Annotated in this window: 15 protein-coding genes; 5 read left to right on the top strand and 10 right to left on the bottom strand. The window is 51.8% G+C overall.

Annotated elements, in window-relative coordinates:
* Positions 1–71: 71 nt before the first annotated feature.
* Entirely contained in the window at positions 72–1,679 is a 1,608-nt protein-coding gene (locus tag HMPREF3119_RS10860; protein ID WP_004240587.1) for a sigma 54-interacting transcriptional regulator, read from the top strand.
* Positions 1,680–1,911: 232 nt separating this feature from the next.
* Here HMPREF3119_RS10860 and fdhF read toward each other — a convergent pair whose 3' ends face one another.
* Positions 1,912–4,065: a formate dehydrogenase subunit alpha gene (gene fdhF / locus HMPREF3119_RS10865; RefSeq protein WP_079549326.1), complete on the bottom strand. Its 2,154-nt coding sequence runs from the start codon at positions 4,063–4,065 to the stop codon at positions 1,912–1,914.
* Between the two features lie 495 nt (positions 4,066–4,560).
* Between fdhF and HMPREF3119_RS10875 the strand changes: the two genes are divergently transcribed.
* Positions 4,561–5,472 carry an EamA family transporter gene (locus tag HMPREF3119_RS10875; RefSeq protein ID WP_070579687.1) on the top strand — a complete coding sequence of 304 codons (912 nt, stop codon included), beginning with the start codon at positions 4,561–4,563 and terminating at the stop codon, positions 5,470–5,472.
* A 280-nt stretch (positions 5,473–5,752) separates the two neighbouring features.
* Here the strand turns inward: HMPREF3119_RS10875 and HMPREF3119_RS10880 are convergent, their stop codons facing one another.
* Both HMPREF3119_RS10880 and HMPREF3119_RS10885 read right to left on the bottom strand, forming a co-directional pair.
* Entirely contained in the window at positions 5,753–6,355 is a 603-nt protein-coding gene (locus tag HMPREF3119_RS10880) for a hypothetical protein (protein ID WP_070579689.1), read from the bottom strand.
* Between the two features lie 17 nt (positions 6,356–6,372).
* Positions 6,373–6,768 (bottom strand): type III secretion system chaperone, encoded by a 396-nt coding sequence (locus HMPREF3119_RS10885; protein WP_070579692.1) that lies wholly within the window; start codon positions 6,766–6,768, stop codon positions 6,373–6,375.
* Positions 6,769–7,090: 322 nt separating this feature from the next.
* On the opposite strand from HMPREF3119_RS10885, the gene HMPREF3119_RS10890 reads away from it, so the two are divergent.
* From HMPREF3119_RS10890 to HMPREF3119_RS10900, 3 genes are all read left to right on the top strand, one after another.
* Positions 7,091–7,891 carry a type III secrection system effector, WxxxE family gene (locus tag HMPREF3119_RS10890; RefSeq protein ID WP_168162287.1) on the top strand — a complete coding sequence of 267 codons (801 nt, stop codon included), beginning with the start codon at positions 7,091–7,093 and terminating at the stop codon, positions 7,889–7,891.
* A gap of 270 nt (positions 7,892–8,161) precedes the next feature.
* Entirely contained in the window at positions 8,162–10,264 is a 2,103-nt protein-coding gene (cstA, locus tag HMPREF3119_RS10895; RefSeq protein ID WP_004235012.1) for a pyruvate/proton symporter CstA, read from the top strand.
* 77 nt (positions 10,265–10,341) lie between these two features.
* Positions 10,342–10,539, top strand: a complete 198-nt coding sequence (locus HMPREF3119_RS10900; protein ID WP_004235011.1) for a YbdD/YjiX family protein — start codon at positions 10,342–10,344, stop codon at positions 10,537–10,539.
* Positions 10,540–10,594: 55 nt separating this feature from the next.
* Here the strand turns inward: HMPREF3119_RS10900 and HMPREF3119_RS10905 are convergent, their stop codons facing one another.
* From HMPREF3119_RS10905 to HMPREF3119_RS10935, 7 genes are all read right to left on the bottom strand, one after another.
* Positions 10,595–10,909: a hypothetical protein gene (locus HMPREF3119_RS10905; RefSeq protein WP_004235010.1), complete on the bottom strand. Its 315-nt coding sequence runs from the start codon at positions 10,907–10,909 to the stop codon at positions 10,595–10,597.
* 143 nt (positions 10,910–11,052) lie between these two features.
* Complete coding sequence (hycI, locus tag HMPREF3119_RS10910) at positions 11,053–11,544, bottom strand: hydrogenase maturation peptidase HycI (RefSeq protein ID WP_004235008.1); 492 nt, start codon at positions 11,542–11,544, stop codon at positions 11,053–11,055.
* Complete coding sequence (locus HMPREF3119_RS10915) at positions 11,541–11,975, bottom strand: formate hydrogenlyase maturation HycH family protein (RefSeq protein ID WP_004235007.1); 435 nt, start codon at positions 11,973–11,975, stop codon at positions 11,541–11,543. The genes hycI and HMPREF3119_RS10915 overlap by 4 nt, the downstream gene beginning before the upstream one ends.
* Positions 11,968–12,750 (bottom strand): NADH-quinone oxidoreductase subunit B family protein, encoded by a 783-nt coding sequence (locus tag HMPREF3119_RS10920; RefSeq protein ID WP_049242697.1) that lies wholly within the window; start codon positions 12,748–12,750, stop codon positions 11,968–11,970. Before HMPREF3119_RS10920 ends, HMPREF3119_RS10915 begins: the two co-directional genes overlap by 8 nt.
* Positions 12,747–13,298: a hydrogenase 4 subunit H gene (gene hyfH / locus HMPREF3119_RS10925; RefSeq protein WP_004235005.1), complete on the bottom strand. Its 552-nt coding sequence runs from the start codon at positions 13,296–13,298 to the stop codon at positions 12,747–12,749. The genes HMPREF3119_RS10920 and hyfH overlap by 4 nt, the downstream gene beginning before the upstream one ends.
* 15 nt (positions 13,299–13,313) lie before the next feature.
* Positions 13,314–15,047, bottom strand: coding sequence for a hydrogenase large subunit (locus tag HMPREF3119_RS10930; protein ID WP_004240592.1), 1,734 nt, complete (start codon positions 15,045–15,047; stop codon positions 13,314–13,316).
* A gap of 2 nt (positions 15,048–15,049) precedes the next feature.
* Positions 15,050–16,630 (bottom strand): hydrogenase 4 subunit F, encoded by a 1,581-nt coding sequence (locus tag HMPREF3119_RS10935; protein WP_032098530.1) that lies wholly within the window; start codon positions 16,628–16,630, stop codon positions 15,050–15,052.
* Position 16,631: the final 1 nt, after the last annotated feature.

The raw sequence follows: 16,631 nt of genomic DNA on the forward strand, positions 1-16,631 counted from the left end.
AGAGGGGAATTAATTTTAAGAGCAATCCGTCCGGATCAGGAATGTGAAAGACGAAGACGAGCGGAGACGTTGTGGACAACACTGACAAGACCGAACACATACGCCATGAACGTGACCAGTACCGGATATTGGTAGATATCACCAACTCAGTGCTTTCCCATCTGGAGATGGACGGCCTGGTTGCTGAGGTCTCCCGCGAGATCCACCGGTTTTTCGGGCTGAGCCAGATAAGCATTGCATTGTGTGATAATTACAGTTCTGCTGTATATCTTTGTTATTCCAGCTATTACCAGGCCCGCAAACCCGCAGAAAAGACATTATATCATCTGGATGAACTGCATCCTGATCTGGCACAGGTTCTGGACAGTAACCAGCCGATGCGCCTGACACTCGACAGTGCCACAGAGGATCCGCTGTATCAGCATGTCTGTGCGCAGGGCATGACAGAAACCCTGCTGCTGCCGCTGGCATTTAACCATAAGCCGCTGGGCGTTCTGATATTATCTCATGAAAATAATCATATTTTTACTGACGATAACTGTAATCTGCTCAAGCAGATAGCCGCCCGGTTTGCCATTGCGGTGGATAATGCTGCGGCCTATGAAGAGATCACCCGGCTGAAAGACAGCCTCAAGCATGAAAACCTGTGGCTGAACGAACAGATTCACAACAACGAAAGTTTCAGTGAAATCATTTTCCAGAGTGATGCCATGCGCAACATTCTGGAGCAGGTGGATCTGGTTGCCGCCAGTGACAGCACCGTGCTTATCCTCGGCGAAACCGGCACCGGGAAGGAGCTGATCGCCCGCGCCATCCACCGTCTGAGTGACCGCCATCACCGCAGCATGATCAAAATGAACTGCGCGGCCATCCCGTCCGGGCTGCTGGAAAGCGACCTGTTCGGCCATGACAAAGGCGCCTTCACCGGCGCGACCACCACTCATATCGGCCGCTTTGAAATGGCGGATAAAAGCACCCTGTTTCTTGATGAAATCGGCGATATGCCGCTGGATCTCCAGCCCAAACTGCTGCGGGTGTTACAGGAGCGGGAAATTGAACGCATCGGCGGTAATAAGGTGATTCCGGTGGATGTGCGGCTGATTGCCGCCACTAACCGCAACCTGAAATCCATGACCGATGAGCGCGAGTTCCGCGAAGATCTCTACTACCGGCTGAATGTGTTCCCTATCTGGATCCCGCCGCTGCGCGAACGTCCGGAGGATATTCCGCTGCTGGCGACCTACTTCACACAGAAGATTGCCCGCCGGATGAACCGCAATATCGACTGCATTCCGCGTGATGCCCTGGAGCAGCTGAGCCGCTATCCGTGGCCCGGCAACGTGCGTGAACTGGAAAATGTGATTGAACGGGCGGTGATCCTGACGCGCGGGAATACCCTTAACATTCAGTTACATGAACTGAATATCCCAAAGCATTCACGCCTGAAAACGGCGCTGGAAACCCCGAGCTCACTGGAAAAACGGATGCAGACAGCTGCACCGGAGAATGATGACGAAGAGCGCGACCGGATTATTGCTGCCCTGAAGGCCACCAACGGCGTTGTTGCCGGTGCCCGGGGTGCCGCAACCCGTCTGGGACTGAAACGGACAACATTATTATCCCGTATGCAGCGGTTAGGTATTTCTGTACAGGATATATTCGAAGAAGATAATCACTAAGCTGATATTTAAACTGCAGCCACTGAAATAAGAATATCTCGCAAATAAAAACATATCGCAAAAGAAACAGAATATCTGTCGTAATATGTTCATTTATTTCTCAGGCAATAATATGTGATCAAAATTCAGAAACTGAATACGACTGAGATCATAATTAAACAAAAAATGAAAATATAAAAAAACCGGCGGTCATTTCTGAGCGCCGGTTTTTTATCATATTAAGACGAACGGATTAACACCCTTCCGCTGCTTCACGCAGACGGCGCTTAATACCGGTATATTCCTGAACAACATAATGCTCAGCCTGTTTCTGATCCGCAATCGGTTCGACGCGGACAGCACAGTATTTATACTCCGGTGTTTTTGTAATCGGGCTGAGGTTTTCCGCCACCAGCTCGTTACACGCACCAATCCACCACTGATAGGTCATGTAAACCGCCCCTTTGTTAGGACGCTCACTGACATTCGCGCGGGTGATAACTTTACCCTGACGGGATGCCACCCAGACCAGTTCCTGATCTTTAATCCCCAGTGCAGCAGCATCTGCGGTATTGATCTGGATATAGCCCGGCTCATCCGCCAGTGCCGCCAGTGCTTTACAGTTACCGGTCATGGAGCGGCAGGAGTAGTGCCCCACTTCACGGACGGTGGCCAGCACCATCGGGTAGTCATCACTGACCTGGTCGATCGGCGCACGCCATTCACAGGTATAGAACTGACCTTTGCCGTTCGGAGTATCAAAGATACCGCCGTCGTACAGGTATTCTGTACCCTGATCGCTGTCCGCCACATCGCGGCACGGCCACTGGATATAAGCCAGGTCCGCCATTTTTTCGTAGGTCGCACCATAGTAGATAGGGCAGAGTTCACGTAACTCATCCCAGATCTCTTTGGTGTTGTTGTAATGCATCGGATAACCCATGGCAGTGGACATCAGACTGATAATTTCCCAGTCCGGTTTCACATCGCCGACCGGCTCAACCGCTTTATAGAAGCGCTGGAACCCGCGATCCGCTGCGGTATACACACCTTCATGTTCCCCCCAGGAGGTGGCAGGGAAAATCACGTCAGCAATCGACGCGGTTTTGGTCATAAAGATATCCTGGACAATCAGCAGCTCCAGTTTATCGAAGGTGCGGCGGATAGTGGCCAGATCCGGTTCAGTCTGAAGCGGATCCTCACCCATCACGTAGTGCGCCTTCAGTACGCCTTCGTCGATAAAGTGCGGAACCTCACTCAGCGGAATACCGTTTTCGGCAGGCATTTTTTCGATGCCCCAGAATTTGGCAAATTTCTCCAGTGCGGCTTTGTCTTCCACATACTGATAGCCCGGCAGTGTGTTCGGCAGTGCGCCCATATCACAGGCACCCTGAACGTTGTTCTGACCACGGACCGGGCCGACACCGACATGCGGTTTACCCAGGTTGCCGGTCAGTAACGCCAGACTGGTCAGTGCGCGGACAGTTTCCACACCCTGATAGAACTGCGTCACACCCATACCCCACAGAATGACCGCATTTTCAGCTTTCGCATACATACGGGCCGTTTTGCGGATATCCTCAGCTTTCAGACCGGTGATCGCTTCCACGGACTCCGGTGTGTACGGCTCAACCAGCTTGCGGTATTCCTCAAACTGCTCGGTATGGCCGTCAATGAAGGCTTTATCGTGCAGGTTTTCCGCAATAATCACATGCGCTAACGCATTGATAAGCGCAATGTTTGAACCGTTTTTCAGTGCCAAATGAATGTCAGCAAGACGCGCTGATTCAATATAGCGCGGGTCACAGACAATAATTTGTGCACCCTTCTCTTTCGCCTTAACAATACGACGGGCGACGATAGGATGTGAATCTGCGGCATTGTAACCGAAGATAAAAATACATTTGGTATCCTCAATCTCGACGATTGAGTTACTCATTGCGCCGTTACCGACCGAACGCTGCAGACCTGCAACCGAAGGGCCGTGTCAGACACGTGCGCAGCAGTCAATATTGTTACTGCCGACTGCTGCACGAACAAATTTTTGCATCACGAAGTTGGCTTCGTTACCCGGACCACGGGATGAACCGGTAGTCATAATCGCTTTCGGGCCGTACTTCTCTTTGATAGCCAACAGGCGGGAACTGGCAAACTCAATCGCCTCTTCCCAGGAGACCGGTTCCAGTTTGCCACCACGCTGACGGCGGATCATGGGGGTCTTTAAGCGGGGGGTTAAAATCTTGGTGTCATGAATGAAGTCCCAGCCATAATACCCTTTCAGGCAGAGCTCTCCTTCATTGGTGTGACCATTCGCGCCCTCCGCGCCAATGATCTTCCCGTTCTCCACCTTCAGGTTAATTTTACAGCCTGAGGCGCAATACGGGCAGACGGTGATGACTTTTTCCATCAACATTGCTCCTATATCTTCTCTTAGCGGATAAATACCGCCTTATCACCACCAGTCATGCAGGGTTTATGCCAATTTTAAAGCTGAAATAAAATCCTTTTAACTTACTGAATATATTTTGTTTTAATTTTTTTGTTATGACCATGACAGGCGATGGCACCGACGGGATCGTCAAAAATGTCGAACGGTTCTGCCCGGTGTCAGACAGCGACACTGACGCAGACACGTCCCTTCAGAACAATTTTACAATTGCATGATGAATTATAACTGTGTTAAAGAAGTACAATATGATGGTGATCAATCATCCGCACCGCCGGTTTTTCCCGTATTTCATAACAGTTTACGAATAATTTCCCGCTGACTGTTGATATCGGTTCCCCGGTGCTGTTTTACAATGACACTAACAATGACTTAATTTTTCACGGCGCTTCCTGTCTGATACTGCGCGTGGCTCCGCGTATTATCAAAATAATAAAAGAGAGATAAAAACCTGATATGAAAATTAATGATATTTTAATCGCCCTGCTGGTCGCCGTGATCTGGGGGGTGAACTTCGTGGTGATCAAAGTGGGGGTCACCGGCATTCCGCCGCTGTTTCTCGGGGCACTGCGTTTTCTGTTTGTGGCCCTGCCTGCCGTCTTCTTTATTCCGCGCCCGAAAATCGCCCTGAGCCGCCTGGTTATTTACGGCCTGACCATCTGCTTCGGCCAGTTTGCCTTTCTGTTCAGTGCGGTCAAAGCCGGGATGCCGGCCGGGATCGCCTCTGTGGTATTGCAGTCCCAGGTCTTTTTCACTATTGTTCTGGGTGGCCTGATTCTGAAAGAGTCGCTGAAAATGAGCCAGGTAATCGGCATTATTGTCGCTGTGGTCGGTTTAACCGTGCTGGCGAAAGGCGGGGACAGCGGCAGTCTGACCGACATTCCGCTGATGGCACTGATGATGACCCTGGCCGGGGGCTTCTCCTGGGCCTGCGGTAATATCTGCAACCGTATCATTATGAAAGAGACACCGGACTGTAACGGGATGTCACTGGTGGCCTGGAGTGCGCTGGTACCGATTATTCCGTTTATCCTGATGTCGCTGTGGATGGAAGGTGCGGACGCGATTGTCAGCAGTATTTCCCATATCAGCCTGCTGACCGTGGGCGCGATTATGTATCTCGCTTATCTCTCCACGTTTGTGGGATATACCTTATGGAGCCGTCTGCTGGGCCGCTACGAAACCTGGCGTGTCACGCCGTTTGCTTTGCTGGTGCCGTTTGCCGGGATTGCCAGCAGTGCGCTGCTGCTGGGGGAAACCATCACCATGATGCAGTTCGCCGGTCTCGGCTTTATTATGGCGGGCCTGATTCTGACGGTATTCGGCAAACGTCTGGTGACACTGCTGACCCGCAGAAAAGCGGTCTGAAGAGAATAAACAGTCAGTCCGCCCGGGTTTTACGGGCAGACTGACCTGTGACGTTACAGTGTGTTCAGTCTTTCACGAATCCTGGCTGTAATTGCTGATCCGGCTGCAATTTCCACGGAGTATCATAGTCACTGTCTCCCCGCGGATCATTCTCCGGTGTACTGCCCGCACTCATAACATCCTACGGAACAGCATAATTATCATCCATCGATGTACTTATCAGCTATATTGCCTCTGATTGCGCCTCATTGACTGTTTTCAGACTGTCACGCGGCTCTGCCTAAATATCGTCATCAGGGCCGGGTAACCGCGATAATGACGGATGGGTTGAAAGATTCACCGGCGGCGGAGTCTCAGGCAGAGTGTGTATCTGACCAGCACCGATTTCCTCATACAGATGCTCTGACTCCGATGCAGATAATGACGGATGGGTCGAAAGATTTACCGGCGGCGGAATCTCAGGCAGAGTGTGTATCTGACCGGTACCGATTTCCTCATACAGATTCTCTGATTCAAATGCCGATAATGACGAACTCAGTGAACCCTGTCCCGGTGATGAAACCGAATCATAAACATTCCCGCCACTGCTCTCATAAATATCATTATCAAACTGAATATCAACCGGTAACGGCTGCGCCGGCCGTGAAGACATATCCATCACAATTTCTCTGTCCGGTTTATCACTGCCCTGCTGTCCGCTGAGATGCAGACCAAATGATGACAACATACCGGAAACAGCGGATTTAACGGCATTCCATGCATTTAATAAAACGGATTTAATCCCGGATGAACTGACATACGATGATGAGCTGTTACTGCCCGCTGAACCGTAAATATCATTGTTCAGGGTCTGAATCGCCTGATGTCCCTGTATTGGTCCCATAGTAACTCCCTCTGTGATTAGTGAAGATCCAGCAGGTAATCCGCTGACTTTAAAATATATTCAAATAATTCAATAATATGGCTATCTTCTGTACCATTCAGTGACAGACGACTCCAGATCACCCACTCATTTTTCTCATTCAGGGAAATCACCGGTTGCCCGGAAAGCTGTGTTAACGTATTCAGCTTCAGGACTTTCTGCAGTAATTCATTATTTTGGTTAATGTGTGGTAATTCCCCGGCATTTGCTGACAGATACCAGTCAGTCTCATCAATGACGGCCAGCGATAATGAATACCGGCTGTCAATTGTTAACATAAATGTATGCTGATCAGTGGCGGGTTGCGGGGCATCCAGCCCGATATGGCGCAACAGCATCATGGCTGTGCGGTGAAAAGATAATAAATCCGGCATATTTTTTCCTGGCTAACAAAAATAATAACAGACCTATAATCCCACATCAGAAAAGTAATACTTTTATTTTTAATCCATTATCTAGGATTATAATTCATGTAACGATTACATAAATAATCAATATGTCTTTTTTTAAAGATAAAATCATAAAATCAGACATAATTAATTAACCATATAAAAAGGATATTTTATGAGAATCAGTGACATTCCGGGAAATCAGGCCTTTGTTAATATACCCCTGCCAAAAATCGACGGAAGAACCATAAATCCGCTTCAGTTTGACCGGATGGCGGAAAGGATAAATTATATACAAAATACCACAATGGAATTCAGACTGAATAAAAAAGTGTTCGTGACAGACACCCGTGAATTCAGTAAAAATTTACTTTCCGATATCTGTAAATTCAGTATACCACTGAAAAAGCCGGATATTATTACCGATTCCGGTTTTATTTCATGCGCTGAAGAAAGTATTAATAGCGGAATAAAAGAATGGCGGGCACAGGAGAAAACAACCTTTGTTTCAGCCTTTATTAACCGGACTATTGATCAGACATGCAGAGAAAACCATGTAAAAATCGGTAAGGCTGAAAAAGAAAACCTGTTTAATGAGATCAAAGATATGTACTTCAGTAAAACGGAACTGAATGCCGGTTGTGCGCAATCGTCAATTATTCAGGCGCTGCTCAATAACCAATCACTAGCGAAAGGTATCAATACGCTTGAGATAGAAAATGCCGTTCCTGATGAAACAGCGGATATAATGTCAGCAAAAATGCAGAATATAATAAGAAAATCACCGGATCATCAGGTAAATATTGAAGCACGGCAAAACCTGCAAAAAGAGCTGGCTGAGTCAAACCGTCAGTATAACGCTGCACTGGCCGGTGAAAGAACCGCAATAAGAGCGGATATTTATAATCATATTGCAGAAAATATATTTAACACTTTTCTGTGTGATAAATTTTACGGTGGAAATTCAGGGGCCGTTGAGTTTAATAAACTCAGGGAAACTATCAGTGAAATGACCCTCAGCCGGGCAGTACCAATCCGTGAAACTGATCGTTTCTTTTTTCCGGAACACTCCCTTTCGGTAACCCCCCGGCTGCCTGACGGAAATTAACCTGACCATTATCGGGTATCACAGGGTTATTCATTTTATGAATAACCCTTTTTTATCTGTGTATTTTCTTTGTGAACTTATCATCTCCCTGAAACCACAATCACGCTACATTCCGCTAACAGTGATTAACCTAACAATAATGAAATAAATCCATCTTATCCGCAGGTTACTGCTGGGAACTAAGTCAAATAAGTGTTATTCCTCTCCCGTACAATTGGATAATAACAAACTGAAACTACTCCTCTTTACTCATTCGGACAGGTGAAATCTATGAAAGCGTTCAAACAACTTGCCGGCGTGCTGCTCGCAATTGTCGGTGCCTTTGCCCTCGGGTATATCGCACTGAACAGAGGCGAACAGATCAACGCGCTCTGGATAGTCGTTGCCGCCGTCTGTATTTATCTGGTGGCATACCGCTATTACGGACTGTATATCGCTGAAAAAGTGCTGAAAGTCGATGCAACCCGCATGACCCCCGCCTTTAAAAATAATGACGGGCTTGATTATGTACCGACAGACAAAAAAGTGCTGTTCGGCCACCACTTTGCCGCTATCGCCGGTGCAGGCCCGCTGGTCGGCCCGGTACTTGCGGCACAGATGGGTTATCTGCCGGGCATGCTCTGGCTGCTCGCCGGTGTGGTGTTAGCCGGGGCAGTACAGGACTTTATGGTGCTGTTTGTCTCCACCCGCCGCAACGGCCGCTCCCTCGGGGAACTGGTCAAAGAGGAGATGGGGAATGTCGCCGGTGTTATCGCGCTGATCGCCTGTTTTATGATTATGGTGATTATCCTCGCCGTTCTCGCCATGATCGTGGTGAAAGCCCTGACCCACAGCCCGTGGGGAACCTACACCGTTGCCTTTACCATCCCGCTCGCCTTCTTTATGGGGATTTACACACGCTACATCCGCCCGGGACGTGTCGGGGAGGTCTCTGTTATCGGTCTGATTTTCCTGGTGTTCGCCATTATCTCCGGCGGCTGGGTAGCCGAAAGCCCGACCTGGGCACCGTATTTTGATTATGACGGCGTGCAGCTGACCTGGATGCTGGTCGGTTACGGCTTTGTCGCGGCGGTTCTGCCGGTCTGGTTACTGCTGGCACCGCGTGATTATCTGTCGACTTTCCTGAAAATCGGGACAATCGTCGGTCTGGCGATCGGTATCCTGATTATGCGCCCGATGCTGGAAATGCCGGCACTGACTAAATTTGTCGACGGCACCGGCCCGGTCTGGGCGGGGGATCTGTTCCCGTTCCTGTTTATTACTATTGCCTGTGGTGCGGTCTCCGGCTTCCACGCCCTGATTGCCTCCGGCACCACACCGAAAATGCTGGCTAACGAAAACCAGGCCTGCTTTATCGGTTACGGCGGCATGCTGATGGAGTCCTTTGTGGCGATTATGGCACTGGTTGCCGCCTGTGTGATCGACCCGGGTGTGTACTTCGCCATGAACAGTCCGATGGCAATGCTGGCACCGGCCGGTACCACTGATGTGGTCGCCTCTGCCGCCAGTGTGGTCAGCAGCTGGGGCTTCCAGATAACCCCGGAAACCTTAACCAATATCGCCAATGAAGTGGGCGAACAGAGCATTATCTCCCGCGCGGGGGGCGCACCGACACTCGCCGTCGGTATGGCCTATATTCTGCACGGGGCGCTCGGCGGCCTGATGGATGTCTCCTTCTGGTATCACTTCGCTATCCTGTTTGAAGCCCTGTTTATCCTGACGGCCGTGGATGCCGGTACGCGCTCCGCCCGCTTTATGTTACAGGATTTACTGGGTGTGATTTCCCCTGCACTGAAACGGACCGATTCCCTGCCTGCCAACCTGATCGCCACCGCGCTGTGTGTGCTGGCGTGGGGTTACTTCCTGCATCAGGGCGTGGTGGATCCGCTCGGTGGTATTAACACCCTGTGGCCGCTGTTCGGTATCGCCAACCAGATGCTGGCCGGTATGGCACTGATGCTGTGTGCAGTGGTGCTGTTCAAGATGAAACGCCAGGCTTACGCCTGGGTGGCGCTGGTGCCGATGGCATGGCTGTTAATCTGTACCATGACCGCAGGCTGGGAAAAAGTGTTCAGCGAAGATGCCCGTGTCGGTTTCCTGGCGGTAGCGAATAAATTCCAGGCAATGATTGACAGCGGTAACATCCCGTCGCAGTACAGCGCGTCGCAGCTGTCACAGCTGGTGTTTAACAACCGTCTCGATGCCGGTCTGACACTGTTCTTTATGGTTGTTGTGGTGGTGCTGGCTGTCTTCTCACTGAAGACCGCGCTGAAAGCTCTGAAATCCGACAAACCGACGGACAACGAAACACCGTACGAGCCAATGCCGGAAAATTATCTTGATTTAGTGGCAAACAGCAAATCCGCTCACTAAAATCTGATATACTGGTGAAATAAGGAGCGGCAGGCAACTGCCGCTCCTCCGTACGCAACAGGTTCAGGGTCATAATTATGTTTGATACTCTCGCAAAAGCAGGACGTTATCTCGGTCAGACCGCCAAAATGATGATTGGTGTGCCGGATTACGATAACTATGTGCAACACATGAAAAACACCCATCCTGATCAGACACCGATGACCTATGAAGAGTTTTTCCGCGATCGTCAGGATGCCCGTTACGGCAGCAAAGGCGGCCCGAAATGCTGCTGAGCCGCACAACGGCAATCATGTAAAAATACCGCACTGATTGCGGTATTTTTTTATTTCAGCGGCAGTTTTTTTCCTGTAACGCCGTCAGCTGACTCAGGCGGACAGTGGCTTTTGCCCTGGCATCATCTTTGGCAATCCCGTTACCGATACCGAAATCTCCCAGAAATCCCAGCACCGTTTTGCCGTCAAACTGCCCGGTTTTTTCAATTTCCTGCTGAATGCTGCGGGTTTTGGCAATTTCCGTTTTAATATCATGACAGTTCATTAAGGCAGATTCCTCACCGGATACCGCTGCGGCCTGCGGGTATTGTTTGGTGGCACAGGCAGACAGCAGTAAGACAAACGGGATAATAACAGCGATTTTTTTCATGGTATTTTTACTCTCAGAAAGAAAACTCAGACCATAAGAAAAAATGCACCGGCCGGATATCAAATACCGGCCTTAAATCCGCATATCCATAAAAAAACCGCCGGATTTCTGCGGCGGTTCCTGTGATAATCAGAGAAACTGACTCACTCGTCTTCTTCCTCACCTTCAAATAACGTAAATCCGCCCAATCCTTCCCAGCCCGGCAGCGCGTCATAAACCTGCTGTACAGCACGGGTGACTTTCTCATTGACCGGCATATAAAACCCGACCAGATCCGGCTGAATACCCAGGAAAATCACCTCCGGGATATCTTCTTTCAGCTGATCGATAAGAAAGTTGAGCGGCAGATTATGCGTGCTCATGATAAACATGTCAGCGATATCATCCGGGTCAATAATGCGGATCTCTCCGGGATTCAGGCCGATATCCGCCGCATCCACAATCAGCAGACGTTCCGGTTTCAGTGCCCGCACCTGGTGCGCCACATTCTCCGGTGCACTGCCGCCGTTAACGGCAATCCAGCCGTCAACCGGGTTCGCTTCCATCAGATCAGACAGCATCGGTCCCGCCGCATCATCCCCCATCATGCTGTTACCGACCGCCAGCATCACATTTTTTGCCGTGGTTTCACTCATGGGCGGCGCTTCACTATCAGGTAAATTGCCGGTTCACGCTCAATTTCCCCCAGCAGGCGGATAAGCGTGGCACTCCATTCGCGGAAGTCCGGATTTTTATCCTTCGTCAGCGGATCCAGTGCCAGTGCCAGCATGTTGGTATGCGTGGAGTCGATATTGATTTCACCGAAGGTGATAAGCCCCTGCAATTTGCGGCGCGCCTCCCCTTCGGGAAGCGCATTCACCCAGGACTGATAACCGCTGAGCGGGCAGATGAGCTCCGTATTCAGACAATCGATCATACCAACGTGGTGGCCGATTGCCAGCGAGTAGTACATCACCTGCTGAGCTTCTTCCGGAACATCAGTATCACTGTCGACAAATTTCTGTCTCAGCGACCAGAAGATCACTTTTCCGTCAGTACCTGCATGATCGGGTGTCTGTTCAGGCATGAATGCCTCCTTGTTGTAATACGGTCACCAGACGGTTCACAATTTCGCGCAGACGCGGATCCTGCTCTTCATCCATCCAGGTCTGCATTGTGCCTTTCACCTGATCCGGTGTGGCATTTTCCAGCAGTGTCAGGAAGCGGTCACTGATTTCGCGCCCCTGATAATACCCGGCCTGGCGGCGTGCCTCACGCTCAATCATCACGCGGGTTGCCAGCGGAATGGACGGCAGCAGCAGTTGAACGCGCTCATTGTCTTCCTCGACATGATCCTGACCTTTCAGTTTCTGGTTCAGCAGACCCAGAGCCACCGCAAAACCGTAGATGGTTGCTGCCGGTGTCGGCGGGCAGCCCGGGATCCAGACATCAATCGGCACGATGTGCTCACTGCCGCCCCAGACACAGTACAGGTCATGGAAGATACCGCCGCCGCAGCCGCAGGCACCGTAAGAGATACAGATTTTCGGATCCGGCGCGGATTCATACGCCCGCAGTGCCGGCATCCGCATAGCGCGGGTCACCGCACCGGTAAACAGCAGAATATCCGCATGACGCGGCGAAGCCACCACTTTGATCCCGAAACGTTCGGCATCAAAGACCGGGGTAATCGCGGAGAAAATCTCAATCTCACAGCCGTTACAACCGCCGCAGTCCACACGGTAAACATACGCTGAACGTTTGATATCTTTCAGCAGCGTGCTTTTCAGTTTCGCCACCTGCTCATCCATCTTCAGCGGTTCGCTGACATGATGGTTCACCGGGATTTCAGGCAAACTCATGATTTTTCTCCCTCAATATGCAGACGGAAGTTCTGACGGTCATTGTTCAGCAGGTTATTTTTCTGCTTACAGGACGGACAGGTTTCATACATCGGCCGCAATGCTTCAATTCCGCTCTCTTCAACACCTGACGCCACCATCAGCGCCATAGCATATTCCACGGATTTTTTCGGTGCGAAGGCTTCCCCGCACTGGCGGCAGTGCTGTAAGCGGAATGTCCCTTTCATATAGAGATCCGCCTTGTTCATCACCGCCGTTTCAAACTCTTCGGTCAGATGGATAGCTCTGGTCGGGCAGACTTCCTCGCAGCGTGCACAATAAATGCAGCGGCCGAGGAATAACTGCCAGCGGCGCTCACCACTTTCCAGGTCAGTTTCCATCGTCAGGGCGTTTGCCGGACAGGCAGAAATACAGGCACCGCAGGCGATGCACTGTTCCGGCACATATTCCGGCTTACCACGGAACCCGTGCGCCACTTCCAGTGGTTTGAACGGGTATTTGATTGTTGCTGTCCCCGCATTGCGGAGGGTTTTAAACAGTTTGAACATGGTATTCCCTCCGGCTTATTTCAACGGTGAATGTTTGCGATCGAGGCTGTACTGCTCGATCTCTTTGTACGCCACAGTTTTCGCTTTGCGTTTTTTCACATCCACCAGCGTCACACGGTCAGTACAGGAGTAGCAAGGGTCAAGGCTGCCGATAATCAGCGGCGCATCGGAAACGGTATTGCCCTGCAGCATGTAGCGCAGCACCGGCCAGTTGGCGTAAGTGGCCGCGCGGCAGCGCCAGCGGAACAGTTTCTGGTTATCACCCAGCATGCTCCAGTGGATATCTTCCCCGCGCGGTGCTTCGGTGTAACCCAGCGCAAATTTGTGCGGCTGATAGGTAAAGCCTTCGGTCAGAATCGGCCCTTCCGGCATGTTATCCAGCGCGTATTCGATCATGGACAGTGAATCCAGTACTTCTTTGACACGCACCATCACACGGGAGTAAACATCACAGCCGTCCATGGTAAACAGGGTTTTCGGCAGGTTACCGTAATCGGCAAACGGGTGGTCGAAACGCACGTCACGGGCGAAGCCGCTGGCGCGGATCATCGGCCCGACCGGGCTGTAATCACGGGCAACCTGCGGATCCAGACGGCCGACACCGACGGTACGCTGTTCCATGTTCGGCGTGCTCAGCAGCATATCCACCAGCTGAGTGACATCCGCACGCATCTCGCGGACCAGCTGAATGGTTTTCACCCGCTGCTCTTTGAGGAAATCACGGCGCACACCGCCGATCAGGTTGGTACCGTAAGTTTTACGGGCACCGGTCAGCAGCTCAGCCATGGTCATGGATTTTTCACGCACACGGAAGAATTGCATAAAGCCGGTATCAAAGCCGGTGAAGTGGCTGGCAAGACCGATGTTCAGCAGGTGACTGTGCAGACGCTCCACTTCCAGCAGCACGCTGCGGATAGTGTGCGCACGCTGCGGCACATAAATCCCCAGCGCGTTTTCCACGGATGTGGTGTACGCCACGCTGTGGGTAAAGCCGCAGATGCCGCACACACGGTCAGACAGGAAAGTGACTTCGTTATACCCCATACGGGTTTCCGCCAGTTTTTCCATACCGCGGTGGACGTAGAACATACGGTAGTCCGCATCGACAATCCGCTCCCCGTCAACAAACAGACGGAAGTGACCCGGTTCATCAGACGTGATGTGCAGCGGGCCGATTGGCACAACGCGCGCATCTTTTTTGCTGTCGTTGATAAACTCGTAAGTTTCGGTATCGGTGGTCGGTGCCGGGCGCTGACGGTAATCCATGGTGTCTTTGCGCAGCGGATAGAGATCATCCGGCCAGTCATCCGGCAGCACCAGGCGGCGCTCATCCGGCAGACCCACCGGACGCAGCCCGTACATATCGCGGATTTCACGCTCGCCCCACACCGCAGCAGGCACGCGCGGTGTGACAGACGGGAATTCCTGGGTGATCGGGCTGACATACGCCTTCACGGTCACCCAGCATTTTTCACCCTCTTCCATAGAGAGTGCATAGTAAACCGCGAACTGCCCGTTCAGCGGACGCTCATCGTTACCCCACAGCACCGGCAGCCAGCCGCCGCAGCCGTAGTACAGAAACTCCACCACTTCCGGCAGCATTTCTGTTTTGATGGTGATGGTCAGTTGGTTGGCAGTCTGCCACTCCTCTTCCAGCACCGCATGGGGAAATTTCTCGCGGACCTGTGCCAGATAGCCCGCGCCTTTACGAACGCCCTGAAGGGTATCTGTGTAATTCTGATAGCTCACGTTTATTTCTCCTGCGATGATGTGGATGTTGTATCAACACCCCACGGCCAGCGGTAGTCCGGGGTGGTTAATTCTGTACCTGGTAATGCACTGTCCGTCAGGACAATAGTGGCGGCATTTTCGAGCAGACGGCTGACCGGCTGCGGAATGTGGGTGCCCATCACCAGCATCAGTACAATGAGGATGGCCATCGGCAATGTCGTCAGGATCCCTGCCTCGCCGCGTGACACGCAGTCAGGCTGTGCGCCGAACAGGGTTTTCGATACCATTCTAACCAACCCGCCGAGGACGATAGTGAGCAGGATCAAAAGCAGCAGCGTCAGCCAGAAATGATCAGCCGCCAGACCCGCAACCACCGTCATAAACTCACTCAGGAACACGTTAAACGGCGGCATACCACCGAGTGCCAGCGCGCCGCCCGCAAAGACAACTGCCGTAAACGGCATGGTGCGCAGCATCCCTTTGACCACCGTGATATCACGGGTGCCGTACTTCAGTAACACGTTACCGGAACCGCAGAACAGCAGGGTTTTACCCAGGCTGTGGTTCAGTGTGTGCAGCAGTGCGGCCAGCACACCCAGCGGGCCGCCGATACCCAGCGCCACCGCGATCAGCCCCATGTTTTCCACACTGGAGTACGCCAGCAGGCGTTTCATATCACGCTGGATCAGGATAAAGAATGCCGCCACAGCCACAGAGAGCAGGCCGAAGACCAGCAGCAGTGTTTGTGTGAATTCCCCGCCGATAGCCGAGGTGATAATGATGTAGTAACGGATGATAATCAGCAGTGCGCAGTTCAGCAGAACCGCGGACAGCAGCGCGGAGACCGGGCTCGGCGCCTCACTGTGTGCATCCGGCAGCCAGGCGTGCATCGGGAACAGACCGGTTTTGGTACCGAAACCAATCAGCACAAACACAAAGGCCAGGTGCATCAGGGTCGGATCCAGCAGCGCGGTATGTTTCAGCACTTCGGTCCAGAAGATAGCCAGTTCCGGATCCGGCATCACACTCGCCGCATTCGCATACACGAGGATGGTGCCGAACAGACCGAACGCCACACCCACACTACAGATGATGATGTATTTCCACGCCGCTTCCAGGGAAGAGCGCTGTCCGTAGATACCCACCAGGAACGCAGAACTGAGTGTGGTGGCTTCTACTGCCGCCCACATCAGGATCAGGTTGTTACTGGTGATCACCAGCAGCATGGTGAACAGGAACAGATGGAAGAAACCGTAATAGTTACAGAGTGTTGCCACACTCACTTCACCATCATTCACTTCGTGGTTCATGTAACCGATGGAGTACAGACCGGTCAGGAAACCGACAATCCCGAGGATCGCCAGGAATAACCCGGCCAGGCTGTCCAGGTGGATCCAGCGGTTCGCCATCAGCAGATCACCTTCCGCACTGATGGTGTACACCATCCACAGCGAGAAGACGAGCATCAGGGAGATACCGGTGGTATGCACCAGGGTGACCACACCTTTCGCCCCGCCGCCTGCCAGGCGGCAGGCAAATGCCAGCAGTGAAATCACCAGCGGCGTTGCCATTAATAACGTTAACAACATGGTTTGACTCATC

This window comes from Morganella sp. HMSC11D09, from assembly GCF_001807955.1.
In the GTDB taxonomy this organism is placed as follows: domain Bacteria; phylum Pseudomonadota; class Gammaproteobacteria; order Enterobacterales; family Enterobacteriaceae; genus Morganella; species Morganella morganii.